The 24,935-nt window shown below is 34.2% G+C and carries 15 protein-coding genes; 9 read left to right on the top strand and 6 right to left on the bottom strand.

The window, feature by feature from the left end:
• The first annotated feature begins 252 nt into the window (after window positions 1-252).
• Window positions 253-2,283 (top strand): LTA synthase family protein, encoded by a 2,031-nt coding sequence (locus V6255_RS08600; protein WP_341627772.1) that lies wholly within the window; start codon window positions 253-255, stop codon window positions 2,281-2,283.
• Between the two features lie 160 nt (window positions 2,284-2,443).
• On the opposite strand, the gene V6255_RS08595 is transcribed toward V6255_RS08600, so the two are convergent.
• Window positions 2,444-3,343, bottom strand: coding sequence for an AraC family transcriptional regulator (locus V6255_RS08595; RefSeq protein ID WP_341627790.1), 900 nt, complete (start codon window positions 3,341-3,343; stop codon window positions 2,444-2,446).
• A 268-nt stretch (window positions 3,344-3,611) separates the two neighbouring features.
• On the opposite strand from V6255_RS08595, the gene V6255_RS08590 reads away from it, so the two are divergent.
• Window positions 3,612-4,520, top strand: coding sequence for a DMT family transporter (locus V6255_RS08590; RefSeq protein WP_341627771.1), 909 nt, complete (start codon window positions 3,612-3,614; stop codon window positions 4,518-4,520).
• A 93-nt stretch (window positions 4,521-4,613) separates the two neighbouring features.
• Here V6255_RS08590 and V6255_RS08585 read toward each other — a convergent pair whose 3' ends face one another.
• Both V6255_RS08585 and V6255_RS08580 read right to left on the bottom strand, forming a co-directional pair.
• Window positions 4,614-4,805: a LysR substrate-binding domain-containing protein gene (locus V6255_RS08585; protein ID WP_341627789.1), complete on the bottom strand. Its 192-nt coding sequence runs from the start codon at window positions 4,803-4,805 to the stop codon at window positions 4,614-4,616.
• Window positions 4,806-5,130: 325 nt separating this feature from the next.
• Window positions 5,131-7,554, bottom strand: a complete 2,424-nt coding sequence (locus V6255_RS08580) for a diguanylate cyclase (RefSeq protein WP_341627770.1) — start codon at window positions 7,552-7,554, stop codon at window positions 5,131-5,133.
• A 934-nt stretch (window positions 7,555-8,488) separates the two neighbouring features.
• Between V6255_RS08580 and V6255_RS08575 the strand changes: the two genes are divergently transcribed.
• From V6255_RS08575 to V6255_RS08560, 4 genes are all read left to right on the top strand, one after another.
• Window positions 8,489-10,930 carry a diguanylate cyclase gene (locus V6255_RS08575; protein ID WP_341627769.1) on the top strand — a complete coding sequence of 814 codons (2,442 nt, stop codon included), beginning with the start codon at window positions 8,489-8,491 and terminating at the stop codon, window positions 10,928-10,930.
• A gap of 116 nt (window positions 10,931-11,046) precedes the next feature.
• Window positions 11,047-11,457, top strand: coding sequence for a hypothetical protein (locus V6255_RS08570; protein WP_341627768.1), 411 nt, complete (start codon window positions 11,047-11,049; stop codon window positions 11,455-11,457).
• Window positions 11,458-11,590: 133 nt separating this feature from the next.
• Window positions 11,591-12,454 carry a DUF6279 family lipoprotein gene (locus tag V6255_RS08565; RefSeq protein ID WP_341627767.1) on the top strand — a complete coding sequence of 288 codons (864 nt, stop codon included), beginning with the start codon at window positions 11,591-11,593 and terminating at the stop codon, window positions 12,452-12,454.
• Between the two features lie 742 nt (window positions 12,455-13,196).
• Window positions 13,197-13,511 (top strand): DUF4144 domain-containing protein, encoded by a 315-nt coding sequence (locus V6255_RS08560; RefSeq protein ID WP_341627766.1) that lies wholly within the window; start codon window positions 13,197-13,199, stop codon window positions 13,509-13,511.
• Between the two features lie 350 nt (window positions 13,512-13,861).
• Here V6255_RS08560 and V6255_RS08555 read toward each other — a convergent pair whose 3' ends face one another.
• The 3 genes from V6255_RS08555 to V6255_RS08545 form a co-directional block, all read right to left on the bottom strand.
• Window positions 13,862-16,969, bottom strand: a complete 3,108-nt coding sequence (locus V6255_RS08555; protein ID WP_341627765.1) for an efflux RND transporter permease subunit — start codon at window positions 16,967-16,969, stop codon at window positions 13,862-13,864.
• 4 nt (window positions 16,970-16,973) lie between these two features.
• Window positions 16,974-18,188 (bottom strand): efflux RND transporter periplasmic adaptor subunit, encoded by a 1,215-nt coding sequence (locus V6255_RS08550; RefSeq protein WP_341627764.1) that lies wholly within the window; start codon window positions 18,186-18,188, stop codon window positions 16,974-16,976.
• Window positions 18,189-18,784: 596 nt separating this feature from the next.
• Entirely contained in the window at window positions 18,785-20,644 is a 1,860-nt protein-coding gene (locus V6255_RS08545; protein WP_341627763.1) for a DUF294 nucleotidyltransferase-like domain-containing protein, read from the bottom strand.
• A 631-nt stretch (window positions 20,645-21,275) separates the two neighbouring features.
• Here V6255_RS08545 and V6255_RS08540 point away from each other — a divergent pair.
• From V6255_RS08540 to V6255_RS08530, 3 genes are all read left to right on the top strand, one after another.
• Window positions 21,276-22,604 carry a CinA family nicotinamide mononucleotide deamidase-related protein gene (locus V6255_RS08540; protein WP_341627762.1) on the top strand — a complete coding sequence of 443 codons (1,329 nt, stop codon included), beginning with the start codon at window positions 21,276-21,278 and terminating at the stop codon, window positions 22,602-22,604.
• 116 nt (window positions 22,605-22,720) lie between these two features.
• Window positions 22,721-23,050, top strand: a complete 330-nt coding sequence (locus V6255_RS08535) for a rhodanese-like domain-containing protein (protein ID WP_160063033.1) — start codon at window positions 22,721-22,723, stop codon at window positions 23,048-23,050.
• Between the two features lie 792 nt (window positions 23,051-23,842).
• Complete coding sequence (locus V6255_RS08530; protein WP_341627761.1) at window positions 23,843-24,811, top strand: endonuclease/exonuclease/phosphatase family protein; 969 nt, start codon at window positions 23,843-23,845, stop codon at window positions 24,809-24,811.
• Window positions 24,812-24,935: the final 124 nt, after the last annotated feature.

Here is a 24,935-nt window from a genome sequence, read left to right as displayed (position 1 = left end):
ATGAACGACTTCCTTTTTAGGTTTTTTACTCTCATTATCTAGTATAACTTCTGGCTATCATTTTGCTGTTATTCATTTCTACTAAGTTGTTATTAACACTCCTCAAGTTTGGCCTTTGTCATGGATTCAAAATAGTTAGGCTGTTTGTTGTAATAAAGCAATTAATCTTAAGCAAACCTTAAGGTTAATCTCAGTGTTCCTTAAGTTGTCAGTGATACTTTCTTTTTAAGTTCATTCATCTCAGGATACGGTATGTCATTTTCACTCAAAAAACGTTTAGGCGTTTTATTCCCTATTATTTTCACCTTTGTTATTTGTTTATCTATTTTCATGCTTTCTCGGTTGAGCTTGTCATTATGGCAAAGCGAGCGAATTAATGATGTTAATGGATGGGGGACCATTTTTTTAAGTGGGTTGCGTATAGACCTTGCTAGTTTAGGCTATCTATTTGCAGTGCCTGCGTTAGTGAGCTGTTTATTGTTAAATAACAATATGATCGGGAAATTTTGTTGTGTTTTTCTGCGAATTTGGATCGTTGCTGGTTTATGGTTAGTTGTTTATATGGAGGTGGTGACTCCTTCATTTATTATAGAGTATGACGTTCGTCCTAATCGATTATTTGTTGAATATTTAATTTACCCTAAAGAAGTTTTTGGTATGTTATGGAGTGGTTATAAACTTGAGCTATTGTTAGGTGCATTGATCTCTATTACTACTATTTATGCGGCTTGGAAGTTCAGTCGATATGCTGTCACAGGGTTAACACTTCCTAAATGGTATTGGCGTCCCGTGATGGCATTATTAGCTGTTTCACTTTGTTTTCTAGGCGCTCGTTCATCATTGGGGCATCGTGCATTGAATCCTGCCATGGTCGCTTTCTCAACAGATCCATTAATGAATGATTTAATCTTAAATTCATCATATTCATTGTTCTTTTCTATTAAACAGATGAGCGCTGAAGATGATGCTTTTAAATATTATGGCAAGATGGATGAAGCTAATATTATTCGTCTGGTCAAAGAATCAATGTCTGCTAATACTAAGCGACCACATAGTGAATTATCCTCTTTAGAAAATATAACGCTTAAGGGGGATAACGGAAAGCAATTTAATATTAATAGTTCTAATTCTGAATTAATGCCTACATTAGTTAACCGCTCAGCGTCCTATCAAGGTAAACCTAAGAACTTGGTTATTCTATTGCAGGAGAGTTTAGGCGCTCGTTATGTCGGTGGGTTAGGAGGATTGCCATTAACTCCAAATTTGGATAAGTTAATGAAAGAGAGTTGGAGCTTTAATCGTATGTATGCCACAGGAACGCGTTCTGTACGTGGTATTGAAGCGGTAACCACTGGTTTTTCACCTACTCCAGCACGCTCGGTTGTTAAATTAGGACAAAGCCAAACCAACTTTTTTACGATTGCCGATTTATTAAAAAATAAAGGTTATCATACGCAGTTTATTTATGGTGGTGAAAGCCATTTTGATAATATGAAAAGCTTCTTCTTGGGCAATGGTTTTAGTGACATGCAGGATTTTGCTACGTTTGAAAAACCTGATTTTGTTGGCGCTTGGGGTGCTTGTGATGGTGATTTATATAACAAAGCCGATCAACAGTTTTCAGAGCTTAATAAATCAGGAAAACCCTTTTTTAGTTTAGTGTTTACTTCGTCAAACCATTCTCCGTTTGATTATCCTGATGGTGTCATTACTCCTTATAATTCTCCAAAACAGACTCGCGAAAATGCAGCTAAATACTCTGATTATGAATTAGGGCAATTTATCAAAAAAGCGAAAGCTTCTGACTATTGGGACAATACGGTGTTTGTGGTTGTTGCCGATCATGATTCACGAGCATACGGTAATCAATTAGTCCCTATTGACCACTTTAGAATACCCGCGGTTATTTTTGGTGGCGGTATTGGCTATAAACAAGATGATCGTTTAGCCAGTCAAATCGATTTACCGCCAACGTTATTATCATTGATCGGCGTAGATAACCTAACACCCATGATTGGCCATGATATGACCCAAAATATTGAAGCATCAAAACTAAGAGCGATGATGCAGTTTTATAAGAATTACGCTTGGATGGACAATAATAATGACGTGGTTATTTTACAACCGAGTAAGTCTCCATTGGGTTTTCATTATGATGCTGAAACCACACAACTGAACAGTAAAGAGATGCCTGAAATAATGGTTGATAAAGCCAAAGCGAATGCATTATGGGGCAGTTTAGCTTATAAAAAAGGCTATTATAGTTCAGAGTATCTTTATTAGTCTTGCGTCGTTATTCTCCGGCAATTGTTGTCATGTGAGTGACAACAATTGCGCTTTAAATGAACGCTACTTTTAAATAGCTTTATTGAATGACTTTATTAAGCCATTTTATTAAACCATTTTATTAAGTCACCCTTAACTGTTTTCGGACTATACCGTTTTAGTTGCTAATCACATTTCGGTATTGACGAGGTGAAACCCCTACGAGTTTTTTAAAGTATCGTCCCATATGACTTTGATTAGAAAAACCGCACTGAAGCGCTATGTCAGTGATGCTTTCTAATTTATTGTGCAGTCTTAATTTTACTTGTTCTATTCTAATACTTAACAAATATGCTTGTGGTGTTTGCGCTAAGCTTTGTTTAAACATGCGGCAAAAATGGTATTCACTTAACTGGGCTAACTGAGCTAACTCATTGAGGTAAATTTGACGATGGAAGTTAGCTTGCATGTAATCACAAACTAATGAGGTAATCTTAGGTGACAAACCTCCTTTGATAGGTGCTATTAGCTTAGTGATCCCCATATTCTGTATCATAGATACTAATATTGTATTGGTGATTTGTTCCATCGCAAGGTGATCATCTTTACTATGCCAATTACTCGTAGCCATACAGTGTCTAAATAAGGCTTCAGTAGCCATATCTGTGGTAAAGGTTAACTCAGGTAGTTGTAACATGCGAGGGTCAATATCAAACACTTTTAAAGCAAGCTGTTTGAGATAGTCATCATTAAAGTATAAATGCATAAACTGTTGCGTTTGTCCAAGTTGCCAATGACTTTCTGAATCCTTTGGCATTAAACAAAATTTACCTGGAGCCCCAAACCCTGATCGAATATCAGTACGATGTGTTTGGTAACCTCCAGTCATATATAAACTTAAGGTATGTTGCTTTTCATTTATATAATACACATGGTCATTTTCGTTTTGATAATGTGCCCATGATAATGCATCCGTTAAAGACCTCTCTCTTAAACAGATTTTGTTAACTGATTGCTGAAAGCTAGTATTGGAAGTCTCAACATGTAAATGGGACTTTTGTGTCTCAATATGACCCATCTTAATACTGCTTACATTAGTGTCATTCATCAACATCGCATCAAAATACCTCTATATAAAATACTTGTTGTTATAGGAGTGATTATAAAAATAGATAAGAAAATACTAACACTAATATTAAATAGCTCAACTTATACTCTTCTTTAAGCATTACTATTGATTATAAAACCGCAATATTGTGTTAGTTTTAATGTGATTGTGATATTTCTTATTGGTTAAATCCTGCATGATTAAATTCAATTATAAGTTTTATTATTAAGGGCAAAGGATGTCAGTATTACTTTATATATCAATGGTTTTTATTTGGGGTTTGTCGTGGATATCGATTAAATGGCAACACGGCGATGTACCAATGGAAGTCTCTATCTTTTATCGTTTTGTTCTTGCGGTGATGATTATGTTTATTATTGGTAAGTGTTGGCGAAAACTGCAGCCAGTGAAACCGAGAGATCAGCCTTTTTTGGCGCTACAAGGTGTGTGTTTATTTTGCTGTAATTTTCTCGCTTTTTATAGTGCAACTTTGTATATACCGAGTGGTTTAGTGGCTGTCTTTATGGCGACGGCTCCAATTTTTAATGCGGTGCATAGTCGCTTCTTTTATAAAACAAAAACCAGTGCTAATTTTTGGTTAGGAGCAATTCTGGGCCTCGTTGGTATTAGTTTGTTATTTACGGGGGACTTACTGAAAACCGATTGGTCACAGGATACCTTGTATGGTTTATTCTTTGCTTTGCTAGGAACTTGGTGTTTTTCTATTGGTAATATGTTGAGTATGCGCAACACAAAAAACAATATCCAGCCTTTCACCGCAACCAGTTATGCGATGCTTTATGGGTGTGCTGCATTGTTATTGATTATTTTGGTTCGTGGATTATCTTTTGAGTTTACAATGACAACAGAATACATTGGTAGTTTACTGTATCTGGCTATTCCTGCTTCGGTGCTTGGGTTTACTTTTTATCTTATTTTGGTTGACCGTTTAGGGGCTAGTAATGCAGCTTATATATTAGTGTTAACACCGATAGTTGCTTTAAGTGCTTCTGCTGTTTTTGAAGATTATCATTGGACGCTATTTTCAACACTTGGTTTAGTATTGGTTATATTAGGTAATGTATTAACTCAACGGAAGAAACCTTTACTTTCACGTTTCAAACAAGCGACATTACAACCAAGTTAACGGATGTCTTATGTACTCTAATTATTGATAGTGATATTGGTAATTAGCGTTCCCTACGGTCTTCCACGATAGTTTATTAACTTATAAAACTGATTATTTGAGTCGTTCCCTTAGTAGCTCTCTAAATGCGATGACAGCAGGAGTGACTTGTTTTCTACTTGGGCAAATTAAATGAAGTTCTACGGAAGGTGATTGATAATTTGCCAATAGTTGTATTAATTTGCCATTACGCAAATCCTCTGAAATATCTATTTTAGAACGATAGGCAATGCCTTTACCGCTAATGGCCCATCACTTCACAATATCTGTATCGTTACTTACCTTATTACTTATTGTTTGAATTCAAGTTACTTTAATTTTGTAGTTTTGCGATTTATCTACATATTGCCAATGGCTAAATAAACGACTGTCTCTTCTGTGCAGTAAGCAGTGATAGTTTTTTAAATAGTAGGATTATAAACAAGTAGTTACACAATTTTTATTACAGTCTAAAATAATGATGTTGTATCGATTTTCTTATCCGAAATTTAGGTTACTTAGATTGATTAGTATAACTAAGCTGATAATGAACTTTAAAAATAAAGCTTTTATTAATGCTGACATTGTTAGTTTATTTTTTTATATCAGACTCTTCTTGATCAATTATTTGAACTTGATTCCTTCCACCTTCTTTAGCTAGATATAGCGCAGAGTCTGCTTTATCGATAAGCTTTTCTAAAGTTTCTCCTTGTTGATACTGGCTCGCCCCAATACTAATGGTGATATTGATAACGGTATCTAATGTGTCTGTGTTATATGGGTTTTTTTCTATAATTCGTCTGAGTTTTTCAGCAACTTTTGAACTTTCATCAAGATTTGTTTTTGGCAATAATAATATAAACTCTTCACCGCCATACCGAGCAAATAAATCATCAGCTCTTAATTCTTTTTGTATATTGCTTACAAAATATTTTAATATTCTATCGCCAGTTAGATGACCGTAAACATCGTTTACTTTTTTAAAGTAATCAATATCTATTAGTAATATAGATAATGGGGTATTAAGTAAATTAGACTCCTGAAAAAACGAATCAGACTTTTCTAACAGGTAGTGCCTGTTAAAGATCCCGGTTAAACTATCTCGATAGGCTACACTCTGTAATAGTTTTTTTGAGTGTTCTATTTTTTCAGTACGTTCTTGAATTTTGAGTTCAAGGCTCGCATTTAAATAGAGTAAGGCTTTAGTTTTTTCTGCTACTTTTCTATTAAGCTTTTTGTTCAAACTTTTTAGTACACTTTGCCTATACAAAAATGCCAACACAACCATGAATACGATAAATAAGATCCATTTCAATAAGTTGTAATCGACTTTGTCTACGTATTTAATTAATGTCTTTTTTTCCGTAATATTATTTATTTGCTCTTGAGATAAATTGCTAACTAACTTTTCAAAAATACTTAATAATAGCGGTTCATCATTTCTCACCCCGATGCCTAATTTTCTATCTTGAGCAAACTTACCACTTACTTTGAGCTTACCTAAGAATTCATCTTCTAAAAATAAATCTACAGTATTCAAACTACCAATAAAGCCATAAAGGCTTCCATTCGCTACCTTTTGAAGTCCATCTTTTATCGTTTCAACTTCTACTACTATGATGTCCGGATAATCTTTCTTAATAATGTCTTGATGAGCATACCCTTTAGGCACCCCAATAATTTTATTGGTTAAGAGGGTGAAGTTATTGATGAAAGGAGAGTTCGTTTTGGTAACCAATACACGAGGGAAAACTAAATAAGGAGAAGTGAAGTTAAGGTACTTCTTTCTTTCAGGTGTTGATGCTGCTAAAGATAATAAATCACATTTTCTTTGTTCTGCAAATACAATAGATTGACTCCAAGAATCTGTTTCGACTGTTTCTATTGGAACAGGAAGTTGCTTTCTAAAAATATCGAGAAACTCTGTATTGATACCGATATGTTTTCCATTATCATCGAATCCTTCGTAAGGTAACCAGTTAGGGTCGATACAAATGGTTATTTTTTGTATTTTTTCTAAGTAAATTTTTTCACGTTCAGTTAGGAATATAGTTGGTTTTTTAGGATCATAAATAAGTTGTGTAAAATCAATTGCGTCTTTTTCAATGCCTAACACTTTGTAAAGTTCGAAGCTTTTTCTTATTTTGTTTTCGTTGATCGATCCAATTTCTGTCGTATTTAAATAAGCTAGTTTTTTAACTTCACGGGCTTCGAACAGCAGTGCTTCTTTAGTTAAATTTTGCTCATTATACTTGTCGAATACGATATCCACGGTTTCAGCTATATTATCAAACGCATATTGCCATCCTCTTAAAGAGGCCTTTCTGAATGCCTTAGCTGTATCAATATTATTGGCCATAAAGTGTTCGCTTGTATATAAAAAGTCACTATATAAATCAAATCCATAGTCTTTTGGATTGAAAATATTGTACTGCACTCCCTTTTTTTCTAAATAATATGGAGCTCTAGATATATAAGCAGACATCAGGTCTGTTTTTTTATTGATTAAGTCTTCTATGTTGTGAGAGTGATTTAAAAAAATCAAATCATCTTCTTTAACATTATTAGCACTAAGCATTGCTTTTAATGATGCTTGTTTAGCATCGGCAATGCTAGCCATCACTCTTTTATCAATAAATCTCGCAAAAGAGTCTATCTTTGATGCTTTAGTGCTTAATAATACAAGTGGACTTGATTGGAATAATGCATATAGAAACACTATTCTTTTACTATGTGACTTTGAGAGAATGAGGGTTTCTTTTGCTACTGCAAAGTCAATGTCTCCATCAGCAACTTTTTGAGGAGTAATAGGCTGATTTTTAACGTCGAAAGGTTTTATGTCAACGGTTAAGCCTTCTTCATTATAGAAACCTTTTTCTTTAGCCATGTAATAACCAGCAAATTGAAATTGCTCGTACCATGAGAGTTGCAATGTTACCTGTTGTAACTCTTTTGCAAATAGCGAGTTACTAAATAATACAAGTAAACAAATAGACAGCCTTATAATTCTAGGCACTAAAGAATTCCTTTTCTTTTTAAAATATTCAAATCAAAAGATAGTAGATAAAAAACCAATAAGACAATATAAATATCAAAAATGGCAAATAGTTGACTATATCATGTGCTTGTCGTTTATTTGTAATAATTTGATTGATAAAAGCAAAAGAATAACCAATAAGAGTTATTGTTTGTTGTTGAATTTATTAATGTTAAAAGCACTCACTAAATATTTATTTTTAAATGGGTTGATGTTGTATCTGTTAAATAAATTATTATGAAAAAGATAAATAATGAATATTATTTATAAAATTTAAAGGTAGTGTTCAATTTAAAGTTTGTTAATAAGTTTTATAGATTAGCAATGCATTATGTACTGTTGTCAGTGTGATATAAAAGTACAGCTAAGCTTTTCATATCACTTTACTCCTAAACCTAGTCTTACTTAAGCCTTTGATTAATTTTAGTTCAATAATCTTTGTCTCAAATTAAACCACTTTAAATCAACCTCTTTAAGTCATGTCTAGTATTTATTATTGTCATTAAATAGGAAATATTAAGGAAGGATTAGAATGATTACTTGGAAATTTTCAGTTTCAAGCTCCAATTCAGTTTAAACCATGTTTCAAAATCAATGGTTGCTAGCATTAAATCAGTTTAAATAGTCATAAAAATGACAAATTGACTAAAATAAGATAAATTATTGTATGTATGTTGTTTATTAATAAAATACTACTAATGTAAGTGTCAGGTATTTATCATTCTTGTCATTATTCAGTATTAGTAAATGTTGAATATAAAGCTTTTCTATATTTTTTATCTGACAGTTATGTGTGGAATTTAATTCATTGTGCGCCCCCAGATCTTAAATTACACATTAGAATCTTTAAATATATTTACTTTTAACCTACTTGCGGTTATTTCCGTAAAGGACAAATATTTAGGTAGTAACTATGCGGTTTGGCTTAACCCTATGCGGATTTTCTCTTACACTTTTCTTTGGTCGAGGTGAAAGTACTTATATCACAATACTTTTGGCTTCTTTTAAGCATTTATTTGACAGCTATGTAATTCGATTTTTCCTACTTTTTACTCTTGTTTTTTTTACTAGTATTGTTCATTCGCAAGAGAATTCATCTCAAGTTTCTATCGCACAAAGTGAGTTATCTGTATTAACAGAAAAAGAATTGATAACTAAAGCTACGTCACAACTAAACAGTAATCGAAAACAAAGTATTATTTTAGCGAAAAAAGCACTTCAACTTTCTGAAAAGAATAATAACGAAAAAATAACCGCTGATGCTCACTCACTTTTAGGGGAATTAGAAAGAAAACAAAAGAACACTAAACAATCAATGTTTCACTTTTTACAAGCCTCTAAAATATATGACAAGTTAGGCGATAAAGAACAATATATAATTACTTTTGTCGCTTATATAAATTCATTCTTAGATCAAAAGCTTTATTACCAAGCGAATGAGAAAGCAGATGATATTATTTCTATAGCAAAAGATTATGGAAAACCTTTCCCTATTGCCTTAGCCATTATTGTTAAAGGCAAAAGTTACTATCGACAAAAGCATTATGAAAATGCAATTGAACAATATATTGAGGCCTTAGCGTATCTCAAAGGTAATGACAGAGTTGTTCAAAAAGAGCTTGGTGAAACTTATACTAAACTAGCAGAGTCATATAAACGTCTAAAAAATAGAGAATTAACAGCTTCTTCTTATAAAAATGCATTAGATATATATACGACAATACAAGATCGTAAGCTGATGGCTCGCACGTTAAATACACTGGCAGAGGCAGAACGATATCTTGGTCATTATAACATTGCACTTGATTACTCAATGCAAGGATTAGAAGTACACAAACAAATTAATGACCCTGTTGGAGAAGGGAAAGCTTTAATGGGGGCGGGCATTATTTATCGGTATATCGGTCTTTATGAAAAATCATTGGAATATATTTATAAAGCTCATCTATATTATCAGGAAGTCAATAATTCAAGCGGCATTGCAAAAACATCGAATGAAATAGGCCTTATTTATACTCGATTAAAAGAGTTTGAACAGGCTAGATCATTTTATCATTTAACAATTGATTTACCTGAAAAAGAAGTCAATGCTAAAACAATGGCTTCTGCATTACGAGAACTCGCGGTGATAGACCTTAACTCTGGAAAATATGACTCAGCTAAGGAAAAAATAAAAAGAGCGCATATCATTTATCAAAGAGAAAATGAAAAATCCAATGAATCCCTGACTGCTCGTATTCTTGCTAATATCTATCGTGCTGAAAAAGATGATGAAGCCGCTATTATTTATTACAGAAGATCTTTGGATATAGCAAAAGAAATAAAAAGTGAAATATACCAAATTAAAGCACAAATTCCTCTCGCTGGGATGCTTATTGGCAAAGACGACGAAGAAGCCATCAAACTACTAAAGGCCTCATTAGTTTTATCAACAAAAGTTAATTCTACTTCTCATATGCTTTATGCTTATCGTGAATTAAAAAAAGCAGAAAAATCACGACAAAATTTTGAAGCATCTTTGAGTTATGCAGAAAAAGAAATCGAGTTGTTTAGGCTAATACAGAAAGAACGAGAAGATGAAGAGCTTGTCTTAGTTAAAGCTAAATTATACTCACATAAAAAAGAAGTAGAGTTAGCTGAATTAAAAGAAAAGACACGACTTGACCAACTTGAAATAGTAAAGAAAAACAATGAAATAGAACTGTCAAAACAAGATCAGAAAATTGCTGAATTAGAATTAACTAAAAATAAATATGCTAATTTAATTTTGGTTACTTTACTATTAATTTGCTTATTTACTGTGTGGTTTATTTATCGCCAATTTAATCATTCACGAACGCTTAATAGAAAGCTTGATTACTTAGCGGCGCGTGATCCTCTCACCAATTGTTATAATCGCCGTACTTTGTTTGATCTTATGAATCAAAGTTTTGTTGACTTAGAATCGCTTGGTGAATATTGCGTCATCATGGTGGATATCGATCGTTTTAAAGAAGTAAATGACACTCATGGGCATAATGTGGGTGATACCGTTCTTCGTGGAATTGCAAATATACTACAAACAGGTGTTCGCCAAGATGATATTACCGTTCGTTATGGAGGTGAGGAGTTCTGTCTTGTATTGTCAGGTGTTGCGCCTGAACAAGCTATGCGAATTGTAGAGACTATACGCAAAAAAGTTGAGGCAAGTTATTTTGATGGAGTCACTGTTACCTGTAGTTTCGGTGTGACATCTATTCAATTTAATGCTCAAACACCGTCAGAGTTAATTCATCAAGCTGACTTAGCGTTATATAAATCCAAACAAAATGGTCGTAACAAAGTGACTCTGTGGAATGAAAAACTGGGTAGGTAGACGCTAAGGTATTGTACTTTTTGTAGATATAACTTGTTAAAAGGGCTTTTAATACGATAAGTTATTTACGTTATGAATTAAATCATTCATTAATTATCTATTGGGAGTATCTCATATTGAACCATATCCACGTACCAGTACTGTCCTCAACCATTAGTGGCTTGGGGGAAACAAGTTATTCAACCTTTAATGATGTGCAGTATTCTGTCCAAGACTATAACGGGTTATTTATAACCGATAGAATGGATGCCCTTAATTTTCGACATCGAATGAGTGAACCTGGTTATTTTAGCTCATGGCATGTTGCTGGAGATCCAACGCTTATTATTGTTCGTTCTGGTATATTACGTATAGCTTTGCGTAATGGAGACTATCGAGATTTTAAGGCGGGTGATATTTTTATTGCTCAAGATCGTTTACAAGAAAATGAAGTTTTTGATTCAAACATTCATGGACACACAGCCGAGTTAATGGGTGATGATGTGTTGCTTGCACTTCATATTAAGTTAGCTGAAATAGATAAATAAATATCTGAGAATAAATATTATTTTTTAAATTAAAATTGTTAATACAGGCACTTTAACTTTCTAATTTACTAATTGGTTTAGTCATCATTATTTTGAATACATAGTTAGCCACATAAGAAGGATCTCTCTGAGAATGAAAAATTCAATTTATGCTTTCATGTTAGTCATTATGGTATTTAGCATCACTTCATGTAGCACAAAGTTAGCTTATAATAATTTGGATTGGCTTGCTTCTTGGTATGTAGATGACTATGTAAATTTAACTGACATACAAGAAGATGAGTTTGATACTAAGTTAGATGCTTTTTTGGTGTGGCATAGAAATATAGAGCTACAAAATTATATTCTTCAAATTAAAGCTATCCAAGCTGATTTCAATAAAGGCGTTACCCTTTCTGATATAGAAAGTTATGTTACGTCTGTAAAAACCTTTTTAGAAGTTGCTTTAACCAAGGCTGAGCCTGAAGTCGTTGCGTTGGCTTATTCGTTAAGTGATAAGCAAGCGGGTAGTTTTTTAGTTGAGTTTGAGCAACAGAATCTTGATAAAATTGAAAGGTTTGAAGAAGAAAGTAAAGAAAGACGAACAAAGAAGAGGCTTGAAAAGCTTGAAGAACAGTTGAGCTCATTTTTTGGAAGATTAAATACACAACAAAAGAAACTCCTTAATGACGGTAATAACCAATTATTACCTAGTTTTCAAGAGCGTATTAAATTTCGTCGTCACTGGGCTGATTCAATAAGAAAAGCTTATGTAATACGAGCACGAAGTTTAGGTGATACTGAAAAGAAAAAAAAGGGCTTTGAACTAGCGTTAAAGCAATCAATCCTAGAATCAAATTTATTACGCTCAGAGAAATATTCAAACATACTAGAGCATAACCAAAGAGTAAGGATTAATACGTTAGAAAAAATCGTAGCTTCACTGGATGAAAAACAATTAAAACACCTTAATGAAAAGTTAAATGAGACTATTGAAGATTTAGAAGCGTTACTTTAGATTTTTTGTTTTTTTATGTGATTGGCATTATTTATCCTTTATTTATTTTCCAGCTAAAAAACAATATTTAATAAGGCGTTAGACATATACCTGTTACCGCTCAAGGTGCTTTGTTTAGTCGTTCTCTTTTGGACTCCAAATCAAGGCGTAACATGATGACAATAGCGAGTCCTTATCTAAGGTTGCAACGCAGAGTAGGTTTTCAAGCTAACGATCCATAGGGCAAGTTGCGAAGTAAACACTCGTTGTTAGAAGGTGTCGACTTAACCCATTAGGTCTTCCTTTTTCTGCTTAGCATCCGTTTACTTCACCGCTTGCTGAATTTTGAACCTTGAATGGTAACGGGCATATATTGTTATGATTATACCAATCACAATAAATAACTTATCTATTTTATTGGTTAAAACAGCCCACTTCTTCATTGTAAATTTAGTAAAAAGAGCTGCCATTAAAGAATTAACATTTTTTGGTTAATTCTCCGATAGACGATTAACGAAGTTAATCTTCGAAAGGCTCCATTTACGCCTTAAATTGAACTGTTTTTTCTAGCGAAAAATTTAGATAACATATTTAATGTAATCGGTATTATTGATAAATTAAAAAGAATCGAGTCCACTTAGTATGTAATACTTGCTTAAATTCACGTCGGTTCTGAGTCAATTGGTTTACCTGAAATTGAGATTACTTATCTACTTTAGAACCCTCGACGCTAAAATTAAAAAGTATTTATTGAGGAGTTTTGATGGTTGTTTGGCCTTGTTTATTAACGCTAGAAGGAGATGATGAGCTTATTTATTTAGCTGAAAATTCTGATTTTATGACTGAATGTAAAGATCTTATTTTCACTGATGATGATTACATTATTGACTCTACAGGGCAATGTTACTTAATCGAGCCCAATCTAAATTTATATCAATCAGAACAATGTCTTTCGACCGAAGAAGTGACAGTTCTAATACGCTCACATGAGTTTAGTAAAGCACAAGTTTGTCTAACTAAGATTTATTTTTTAAGTGTGGAAGAGGCTGTTAAGTCGATGGCTTATGAAGTTAAATAGCGATTTTTTAGCCGTAACATTTAACCGCGATTTTTAGCAGTAAAATTTAGCATTAATATTGCAGCCTTTTTTATGTATCCCCGTTATCGTTCAAGCTAACGACTCAGAGGGCAAGCTGTGAAATAAACACTTTCGTTGTTAGAAACTGTCGGTTTAACCTGTTAGAACTTCCTTTTTCTGCCTAGAATTTGTTCACTTCATTCCTTGCTGAATTTTGCACCTTGAACGGTAACGGGTATATATAATTAATACTTATTTACATCTTGTTTTCACAACATGTAAATAAGCTTTTAATGACTATTTTTGTTGTTCAATGACTTCTTTTGATTGTTCCTTAGGCGTAAATAATTTCACGATAAGAACAAAGAACAAAGAACAAAGAACAAAGAACAAAGAACAAAGAATAAAGGAGCAAAATAGATAACGAGGCAAGTTGCCGCTATCATTCCACCTAGCACCGATGTTCCAATTGCATTTCGCGCATTTGCGCCTGCTCCAGTGCTTATTACTAACGGTAATACCCCTAAGCCAAATGCAAGTGAGGTCATAATGATCGGACGTAAACGCATCTCACAGGCTTGTATTGTGGCATCAATTAAATTAGTCCCTTTCTCATGTAATTCTTTTGCAAACTCTACAATTAAAATTGCATTCTTAGCGGTTAATCCAATGGTAGTGAGTACACCGACTTGAAAATAGACATCATTTTCAAGTCCTCTTACCATAATTGCGGCTAATGCACCTAATATTCCTAATGGCACCACTAGAATAATGGCGATAGGGATACTCCAACTTTCATAAAGAGCCGCTAAACACAGGAATACCAATAAGATCGAGATACCGTATAAAATAGGCGCTTGGTTGCCTGCTTCAAGCTCCTGATATGACATACCAGACCAACTTACTTGTACATCACTAGATAGCTCTGCAGCAATTTTATCGACTTCAGCCATTGCGTCACCAGTACTGTAGCCCGAAGCCGCTTCACCTAATATTTCTACGGCTGAATTACCATTAAAACGTATTAACTGCGGAGAACCTGTCCCCCAATGCGATGAACTAAAGGCAGATAAAGGCACCATTTCATTTTGATTATTGCGAATAAACCAAAGGTTCATATCTTCCGGTGTCATACGATATTCAGCATCTGCCTGAATATAGACCTTTTTAGATCGTCCTCGGTCTATAAAATCATTAACATAAGAGGAGCCCCAAGCAATTGATAATGAATTGTTGATCTCATCGATATCAAGCCCTAATACTTTGGCTTTCTCATAATCGATATCAAGAAAAAACTGTGCATTATCTTCTAAACCATTCGATCTGGCATTTTGGATTATTGGACTTTGTACTACTTTTTCTAGTAATTGGTTACGTACTTCAATTAATTTATCATGACCAATACTGCCAATATCTTGAAGATAAAAATCGAAACCAGTTGCTTGTCCTAACTCCCTGATCGGTGGGCTACTAAAAGCAAATATAGATGCCTTTTTATAGCTAGAAAAGTAAGTCATGCTTCGTGCAATAATAGAGTCAACATCTGTTCCTGATGCCGTTCTCTCACCCCAATCTTTTAAACCAATGAAAGCCATACCTGCATTTTGGCCTGAGCCTGAAAAATTGAAACCTGACACATTAAAAACAGAATTAACAAGATCTGGTTCATTTTCATCAAAGTAATTTTTCACATCAGTCATTACTTCATTTGTTTCTCTTAGTGTTGAGCCCATTGGTAATTGCACCATGACCATAAATGAACCTTGGTCTTCATTAGGTAAAAATGAACTTGGTAATACGCTATAGAGGTAAACAGTACCACCAAATAATAAGACATAAATTAATGCAAAACGGATTGGACGTAATAAAAAATGTTTAATAGACCCGTGATATTTCCCTATTAGCTTGTCAAACAGTCGATTAAACACTTTGAATACTTTAAAGCTTTTTTCTTTATCAACAGGTTTTAGTAAAGTTGCACAAAGCACTGGCGTGAGCACTAAAGCGACTAATACTGATAATCCCATCGCAGAAACGATGGTCAACGAAAATTGTTTATAGATAACACCTGTTGAACCTGACATGAAAGCCATTGGAATAAACACCACCATTAATACCATGGTAATACCCACCAATGCACTGGTGATTTGCCTCATGGATTTTTTTGTGGCTTCTAATGGAGAAAGTTTTTCTTCATGCATGATTCGTTCGACATTTTCTACTACCACAATCGCATCATCAACCAATAAGCCGATAGCTAATACTAATCCAAACATGGTTAAGGTATTAATAGAAAAACCTAACACGGACATGATGCCAAAAGTACCCAATAACACGACAGGCACTGCAATGGTGGGTATTAAAGTTGCACGGAAGTTTTGTAAAAACAACAACATCACTAAGAAAACCAAAACGATTGCTTCAATTAATGTTTTGACTACTTCACTAATAGACAATCGGATAAAGTCATTGTTATCAACTGACTTTGCCATTGCTAAACCTGCTGGAAATGACTCTGATAATTGTGCTAGTTTTGCATCTACACCTGCTTGTGTATCAAGTGAATTAGCACCTGATGCTAGGGTGATTGCAATCCCAGAGGTTTCATAACCATTAAAAATTGGAATGACACTAGCACTTTCACTTGCTAGCTCTACGCGGGCTACATCTTGCAGTCGAACTTGAGAACCATCAGAGTTCACTTTAAGTAAAATCTCTTTAAATTCATCGACCGTCGTCAATAGGCTTTGTGCAGTGATGGTTGCATTAATTAATTGTGATGCGGTTGCTGGTGTTCCTCCTAATTGTCCAACAGTAACTTGGCTGTTTTGTGCTGATACTGCACTAGATATATCTACTGGTGTTAAGTTATAGCTATTTAATTTAGCAGGATCTAACCAGATACGCATCGCATAAGAAGGGCCGAAGATAGTCACGCTACCAACACCGTTAACACGGCTTATAATATCTTTGATACTAGAGTTAGCATAATCTTGGATGTCACCGGCACTCATACTGCCATCAGGCGAGTAAATATTGGTGACAGACATAAAACCAGACGTGCTTTTAGTGACCGACGTGCCTGCATTTTGCACGGCAGTTGGTAAACGGCTGCTTGCTTGTTGCAAATTATTTTGTACTTGAACCTGTGCTGTATCAGGGTCTGTATCTGCGCTAAAGGTAAGTGTTATTTGCGCACTACCTGAAGAAGCACTGGTTGAAGACATGTACAATAAGTTATCTAGCCCCGTCATGCTTTGCTCAATAACTTGTGTAACACTATCTTCAATTGTTTTAGCTGATGCACCAGTATACGTTGCTTTAATTGTTATTGCTGGTGGTGCAATGGTCGGATATTGTGCTATCGGCAGTGTTAAAATTGATGCAATACCTGCCATCATAATCACAATGGTCAAAGCCCAAGCAAAAATGGGTCTGTGAATAAAAAAGTTAGACATATAATTAATCCAGATCTTTTGAGTTAGTGTCAGGGTTTATTGTTGATGATTCATTTTCAATATTTGTTTTAGATGCTGTTTCAGTAGTGTGTTTTGTCACTGAATCAACAATGACTGTTAACCCATTTTTAATTTTACTTAAATTATTAATGACGACTTTTTCACCTGCGTTTAACCCTTCTTTCACAACCCATTTATTATCGACTTCACTGCCTAGTGTGATGCTTTTTTTAACGACTTTATTATCCTCATCAACAACAAATACTGAAGGTTGGCCTGATTGGCTTCTTACTACGATTGATTGTGATACAACGATATAATCTCGTGCTTCAGGCATTGATATATGGGCTCTAACATACATGCCTGCGAGTAACGAATTATCTGGATTTGGGATAATTGCACGTAATGCAACGGTGCCAGTTGAACCATTAGTTTGAGTATCGGTAAATTCTAGTTGGCCTGTTTGATTGTAAATTGTCCCATCTTCCAATGTGATGGTGACTGGGACAATAGGGTTCTCTTCAGTCGCTTTCTTAAACTCTTGTTGTATCTTATAAAAAGCAAGAGCGGACTGCTGCATATCAATATAGACATTGTCTGTTTGAATAATCGTTGTAATGTAATCAGATTGACTTGATGTTAATAATGAACCTTCAGATACTTCAGAAAACCCTGCCTGACCAGAGATAGGTGCTTTAATTTTTGTATAAGATAATTCAATGTTCGCGTAATTTAATGCTGCTTGACGTATCGCAACCTCAGCTTTAGCTTGTAGGTAAGTTGACTCAGCTTCGTCATAAATTTGTTGACTGCTGAGCTTCTTCTTGACTAATTGTGCGTAACGAAGCATTTCTTTTTTAGCATTTTTTTCGCTTGTTAATGCTTTTTTTAATTGTGCATCTTCACTGTTCACCGCTGACTGATAACTTGTGTCATCAATTTGGAAAAGCACTTGTCCTGCTTGTACATAGCTACCTTCTTGGTATAAGCGGCTTTTTACAATACCTGTTATTTGTGGTCGTACTTCTGCTTCCTTGAAAGCGGTAATACGTCCTGGTAGTTCGGTACTTAAACGTAATGTTGAATAAGTTAAAGGAGATACATCAACATGAATAACTTTCACTGGTCTTTTATCTGATTCTGTCTGGTCCCCGCAACCCAAGATACTTAATGTAAGTAATAGTGGTAAAGAGTATTTTAATGTATTAACAAACAACATAGAGCAGCCTTAAATTAATAATTGAACATCATCGATGTAGATTATTAAATCATAGGTGATTTGAGGTTAAGAGTGAGTTAATAAATAAGAGATCTTTAATATAATTATTTAACTGTTTAGCTTTTTTTGTGTCAAAGTAGAGGGAATGGATAAATAGGGTCTTACGGATAATATTTATCTATGATCAGAACTACAGCTTAAATTGCATTATATCAATCACACTAATTAACTGATCTCTTGTACTGGTTAAAATAACTCATAGTTTGGTAGTCAGTCACGTAGTCAGTTTCGTAAAGGGAATAACTAACCTCAGTTCTGGATAAGCAAAGCGATACAACACCGCTATTTCCGCGTTTTTCTGCGTTAAATTATTTCTCAATAACCCGCTATTGTTTCAATAATTCGCCTTGAACTACGCAAAACTAACGGTACTGTTTAGTAAAAAATATAACCTTATGATTTTAAATATAATGCCGCTTTTATTAACTAGAATTGAGGTTAACTATGAAAACATTAATATCTTTTGGTTAACTCCCTGGCAGACGATTAACGAAGGCTATCTTCGAAATACCTCAACTTACGCCTTAAACTAAACCTTATTTTAGATATTTCATTTTAAGTATATTTTGGAAGTTCGAAATAATACGGAACGAGTCTTTTAAATGCTGGCGCTCAAAACTACCAAATAAATTAGGTTTTAATAGATTGTCTATTTTAACGTTATTTTCAACGGATTGTTGCTGATGTTGATACCTTAAATGAGTGACATACTGGTAGGTGCCAATCAAATCTTGGTAGGTTGCTTTATTTAATATTTTGGCTTGATATAACCATTTAATTCTATCACTGGTATTAATATCTCTACAGTCATTGATCACTGTATAAATTCGAGCAATATCGACAATACACCCTATCGCCGCTTTTTTGATATTAAGTACGTTGTTATTGTTACCATCTTTTTCTAAGACTAAATTTTGAAAAATACCAAGAGGAGGGCGAGTTCTTAATGCATTTCTAACCAATGCGATTGTTAATGGAAAATTATAAGTGATCTGTTGATGGCGATGGGCATCTATTTCTCTAAATAATGATTTATCACCATATATATGGCGGATCTCTATAAATACATTAAGATTTAATAATGATTCATACTCAGGCTTTTGGCTCCATGAATCGTAATACTCTTTCCATACCTTAATGTTTTGGCACCATTTTGGTGTCGCAGCCATAAAGCGCCCCTTGCATAAAGTATAGCCAAGTTTGGATAAGCCTTTACACACTGTCATCGCGACATGATTAAAATAAATACGATCGGATTTTGTTGCGTTTTTATCAAGAATTAATGCATTGTCTTGGTCTGAAGCTAAGTGAACCTCATTACGAGCATGAGAGCCTGCAACAATCCAAGAAAAAGCACAGGGTGGGGTACCAAAGCTTTCAATGCCTAATTCAATTAATCGACAATTAAAAGCATCATAAATAGTCGTCAAAATTTGTGCTACTAAACTAGATGAAGAGGTGCTCTCCATTATCTCTTTAAAAGCTGCATTACGTTGTTCGGATAACGAGATAAGTTGTTGTAATGAGCTAGCATGACGAATCTTATTCACTAAATAAATACTCTGTACACCACTATTTTGTATCAAATCCTTAGGGGTAATATAACCAATAACATGCTGTTTTTTATTAATAACAGGGATGTTTTGAATGTTGTACTTTGTCATTAACTGTACCGCTTCCATCACCAGTTCATTTGCATAAATGGTGTGTGGGTTTTCTGTCATGACGGAACCGATAGGTTGCTGTACATCGAGCGCTTCTGCAACAACTCGTTGAGTAATATCTTTATCGGTTACTAAGCCAATTAAGGTTTTATCTTCCGCGACAATAAAAGCACAAGAGATACCTGTTATATTACGCATTTGATGTGCAACATTTTGAATAGTGTCATTAACTGAAACGAGTGCTAATTTACTACTCATTACATCGTCACATGGACGCATATATTGATGGAATGAATGTCGAGAATCATCCGCTTCAGTGGTTGTCGCTTTTAAACGAGTACGTAAACTTAAATCCAGCTGACTTAATATATGTGGATAGTCATTGATTAGTTTTACTAAGGATTCGTAGTTAAACTGATAAAGTAACGTATTTTCAATAGCAGTAATTGAATAATGCTCAGATCCATCTCCTGGTTGCTGATTAAAACCAAAGATATCATCATTACCGAGTTTGGAACGTAAACTTCCATCTGGGTTATTTTGTTCGATTATTCCATTGCGAATAATGTAAAGATATGAAATATCAGGATCATGATTTAAAATTTTACCCGCATTAAGCTGAATAATTTTTACGGTATCGGCTATTTCTTTAAGCGTATCAGACGATAATTTGTTAAAGGAAGGGATAGTTTGTAAAAAAGACACGATGTCAGGGAGTAGTTCATTATTCATATTAACCATGCTTTTTATTGTTGACTTTTTTCTAGGTGAAAACTGAATGTTATTTGATTTTAAAGTCATGCTACAGCAATTTATCATCATAAAGTACCTTGTGGATTTGTAACACTAATAAATTACTCGATGAATATTAAATCAAGTCATGCAAACAATATTATTTTTCATGGAATTATTCAGAAAGTAAGTTGTATTATTTAAATAAGCTGCTTGTTTGAAAAATAAACTTATACGTCAAAAGTTACCTTAGTAAATAAAGCGATTAACTTTATTAACTCCTTAGTTATTGTTTTGAATAGAGCATGTTAAAGTAAATAAGTTATGCGTAAGCTTTTAATTAAAAGAAGCTAGATTTAACTATTATTCCAACATTTACCAATAACGATTTAGTCATTCGATAGATAGCTTATACCAATCTGGATAAGTAAATGGTCTATTTAGGCGTTAGGGCAAATGGATGATAGCAAGGCGTTGATTGCAGTAACTAGTTATTCTCATTACAAAATCAACAACGAAGCTAGGATTCATTTTAACAAGCATAAATGACCAGATAATTACTTAGATTGGTATTACTAAATAACTAAATAACTAAATTTCTGAACACCAAAGATCTATTAATGAGACGTTAATGAAACTAGAAATGATATGCACAGGCGAAGAAGTACTTGCGGGACAAATTGTCGATACTAATGCAGCATGGTTAGGCAACCAATTAATGGACAATGGCTTTGAAATGCATCGTCGAACGACCGTAGGCGATCGCTTGACCGATTTGGTTGACGTTTTTCAAGAGCGTAGTACTTTCGCCGATATCATTTTAGTGAATGGTGGTTTGGGGCCAACAGCGGATGACCTTTCAGCTCAAGCTATGGCGGATGCCATGGGCGTTGAATTAGAAGAAAACTTAGCTTGGCGTGAAACACTCGTATTGTGGGCTAAAGAACGCAATGTTGAGTTAAATCCAAAGAATTTAAAGCAAGCGCTGTTGCCAAAAGGGGCAATCGTTGTTGATAACCCTGTTGGTACGGCTTGTGGGTTTAGAGTGAAACTAAATCGCAGTTGGTTCTTTTTTACGCCGGGTGTGCCTCATGAATATAAAAAAATGGTGATAGAACAATTTATTCCTTTTGTAAAATCACAAACTAATTTACAGACTAAAGTAGAAGTCACCAAATTGTTGAGTTTAGGTATTGGTGAGTCAGACATGGCTGGGCGTTTAGAGAAATTAACTTGGCCAGAAGGAATCACCTTAGGTTACCGTTCATATATGCCTTACCTAGAATTAAAGTTAATTGCGCGTGATGTGAGTAAAGAAGAACAAGATAAAGCTATATTACAGGCAACTAAGGTATTAGGTGATGGTATCGTCGCTCGAAATAAAGGTACATTAGCGGCAGAAATACATGAACTTTTAACGCAAAGAGAAAAAACTCTTACTATAGCCGAATCATTAACTGGTGGGGAAATATGCAGCCAATTGGTCGCATTCTCTGGCAGCTCTCACTATTTAAAGCATGCTATTGTTGCCTACTGTAATGAAGCAAAAGTCGCATTATTAGATGTTAGTGAACAGACTATCTTGGATCAATCTGAAGTTTCGTTAGCTTGTGTAGCGCAGATGGCAGCTGGTGCTGCTTGTACTTATTCAAAAGTGGCAGAGTCAGACTTTTCTATTGCAACTAGCGGTATTGCAGGACCTGCCGGAGGGACTGTTGATAACCCGGTTGGAACTGTGGTTATTGCAGTGAAAACAGGAGATCAAGTTGTTTGTCAAAAAATCAAATTTTCAGCTAAACGTAGTAGAAACCATATACGTGATTTAACCACCGCAATTGCCTTTGATATGTTACGTCGCGCTATATTAGGCTTATCTCCTATTGCTGATTACAGTTATATCGAACGTATCGAATCAATGGTTTATTCCATGAAAGAATGCCGAGATCTTGTGACTAAATAACCACTTATATTGAGCTTATAGATTATTTATGAATCAATCATAAAAATGAACATAATTAGTCTTTGGGTATTGGTGTAAGCATGGGTATAAATATCCATTATAGAAGGAGTTAAATAATGAAAATTAAAGCGCTTATTTTACCAGCTTTATTAATGATAACGACACTATTTAGTTCTTTCTCTTTTGCAGAAAAGGTGTGGATTGATGTTCGTACATTGGTGGAAAATCAAAAAGATAATATTAAAGGAGATTTACGTATTTCACATTCAAATATTGTGAGAGAAGTACGTACACTTTACCCAGATATAAATACAGAGTTTTATTTATATGACAATACAGGTGGGAGATCGGATATTGCAATTTCAGCTTTAGATCAAGCAGGCTATAAAAATCTACATAATGCAGGCAGTATTGAAGAAGCTCGTGAACAAAGAGGTATAAAATGAAGATTAATATAGGGATAACAGAAAGATAAAGTAATGATCCATAATAGTGAAATATTACTATTATGGGGAAAGGCTACTATAGTCATTATTTACAAAATTTCCTGTGTTGAACGTTATATTAGAAAACTGTACTGAGCTTGTCAGTACAGTTAAGCCAAGCATGCATAATATTTTTTTCATTATTTTCCCTTCTTTAGTTTTTATTCCATTTAAATGTAATAGGTTAACGAAATTTTTAGACCATTTTATGTAACTACATGTTTTATAAGTAATACCGATTACATTAACTAAGTGATCTAAATTTTGCGCTGGAAAGATGACTTAGTTTAAGGCGTAAATTGAGGCCTTTCGAAGATTAACTTCGTTAATCGTCTGTCGGTGAATTAACTAAAACATGTTAATTCATTAATGGTTGTGCCCTTTACGAAATTTACAACGAAGAAATAAGTTATTTTAACAAGTAAAATAGATCAGTTAATTAGTGTGATTGGTATAAGTTGTTTTTTATTTTTAATGTACTTCTAAGGGGGAGGTGATTCCTCATATTTAACTGTTAATTACACTATTTACCGTTTTTAATTCACTTAACTACATGATTAATTGGTTTTTTTGTTGCCAACTACCAATTTTTAAAAGATTATGAAACCTTTAACAATATATTAAATTTTGCGGCAAAATATCTATTTTTAATGAATATTATGGTTTTTCTGCTTAAGGTTTCGTATACAAAGAGTCTGTATATTGTTGACTGTATTGGAAGAGTGTATTTATTTAATATTGAGAGAATTGAATATGTTTGAAGTTTCTATTATTTTGCTTACGAGTATTATGCTGGGTGTTACATTCGCCCCCTTACTGCCAACCAATCACTGGTTGTCGAGAGTGTGGGAGTTTCCTCGAGTACAAATTGCAGTGATTACTGTCTCTCTTACTATTGCTAGCTTTTATATCGCTCCACCTATCATGCAAATTACCTTTATGATTATAAATGGGTTATTGTCTGCTTATCAGATAGCTTGGATATTTCCTTATACAAAACTGTACCCAATACAAGTTCGTAAAGCTTCTTCAGCTAATGCTCAATCGATTAAAATCATGACCAGCAATGTGCTAATGACAAACCGTTCAGCTGACAAATTAATTGAGTTGGTTAACTTACATCAACCAGATGTGTTGGTGACATTAGAAACCGATATGTGGTGGCAAAAAGCGTTAGAACCGATTCATAATGATTATCTACACCGAGTTAATCAGCCGTTAGATAATTTATATGGTATGCATCTTTACAGTAAGTTTGTATTAGAAGATGTGCAATTATTACACCTTATTGAAGAAGGGATCCCTTCAATACATTGTTATTTAGTGTTAAAAAGCGGCATTAAAATTAAATGCCATTTTCTTCACCCTGCACCACCAAGTCCAACAGAAAATACAACGTCAACGCCAAGAGATAGAGAGTTATTGGTCATTGCAAAAAAAGTAGCAGGTCAAACTGAGCCTATTATTGTGACTGGGGATTTAAATGATGTAGCTTGGTCACCGACTACTCGTGCATTCAGGCAAATTAGCGGACTAAAAGACCCAAGAATGGGAAGAGGTATGTTTAATACTTTTCATGCTAGTTATCCATTCCTACGTTGGCCTTTAGATCATATCTTTCATAGTGAACATTTTGAGTTAGGTGCAATACACAGAATGCCATCGATCGATTCAGACCACTTCCCTTTATTAAGTGAGTTAGTTTATGTAGGAAAAAAGTAGCAGGGCCGTATTAAACCAGCAACTTATTTTTTTGTTGGGCTTTTCTTCTCCCTTAGTAATGCAGAGTAATGGGGACATTCATTTTATTGATACTGAAAACCTGACAAAATGCTATGTAATACTT

The organism is Psychromonas arctica, assembly GCF_038155225.1.
GTDB lineage: Bacteria > Pseudomonadota > Gammaproteobacteria > Enterobacterales > Psychromonadaceae > Psychromonas > Psychromonas arctica_B.
This window is presented reverse-complemented; position numbering and strand designations above follow the sequence as displayed.

Excerpts from the sequence above, each read along its gene's own strand:
- V6255_RS08550 (WP_341627764.1), bottom strand. The coding sequence starts at position 18,188 with ATGTTGTTTGTTAATACATTAAAATACTCTTTACCACTATTACTTACA.
- V6255_RS08590 (WP_341627771.1), top strand. The coding sequence starts at position 3,612 with ATGTCAGTATTACTTTATATATCAATGGTTTTTATTTGGGGTTTGTCG.
- V6255_RS08540 (WP_341627762.1), top strand. The coding sequence starts at position 21,276 with ATGAAACTAGAAATGATATGCACAGGCGAAGAAGTACTTGCGGGACAA.
- V6255_RS08545 (WP_341627763.1), bottom strand. The coding sequence starts at position 20,644 with ATGAATAATGAACTACTCCCTGACATCGTGTCTTTTTTACAAACTATC.
- V6255_RS08595 (WP_341627790.1), bottom strand. The coding sequence starts at position 3,343 with ATGGGTCATATTGAGACACAAAAGTCCCATTTACATGTTGAGACTTCC.
- V6255_RS08600 (WP_341627772.1), top strand. The coding sequence starts at position 253 with ATGTCATTTTCACTCAAAAAACGTTTAGGCGTTTTATTCCCTATTATT.
- V6255_RS08535 (WP_160063033.1), top strand. The coding sequence starts at position 22,721 with ATGAAAATTAAAGCGCTTATTTTACCAGCTTTATTAATGATAACGACA.
- V6255_RS08575 (WP_341627769.1), top strand. The coding sequence starts at position 8,489 with ATGCGGTTTGGCTTAACCCTATGCGGATTTTCTCTTACACTTTTCTTT.
- V6255_RS08560 (WP_341627766.1), top strand. The coding sequence starts at position 13,197 with ATGGTTGTTTGGCCTTGTTTATTAACGCTAGAAGGAGATGATGAGCTT.
- V6255_RS08565 (WP_341627767.1), top strand. The coding sequence starts at position 11,591 with ATGAAAAATTCAATTTATGCTTTCATGTTAGTCATTATGGTATTTAGC.
- V6255_RS08530 (WP_341627761.1), top strand. The coding sequence starts at position 23,843 with ATGTTTGAAGTTTCTATTATTTTGCTTACGAGTATTATGCTGGGTGTT.
- V6255_RS08555 (WP_341627765.1), bottom strand. The coding sequence starts at position 16,969 with ATGTCTAACTTTTTTATTCACAGACCCATTTTTGCTTGGGCTTTGACC.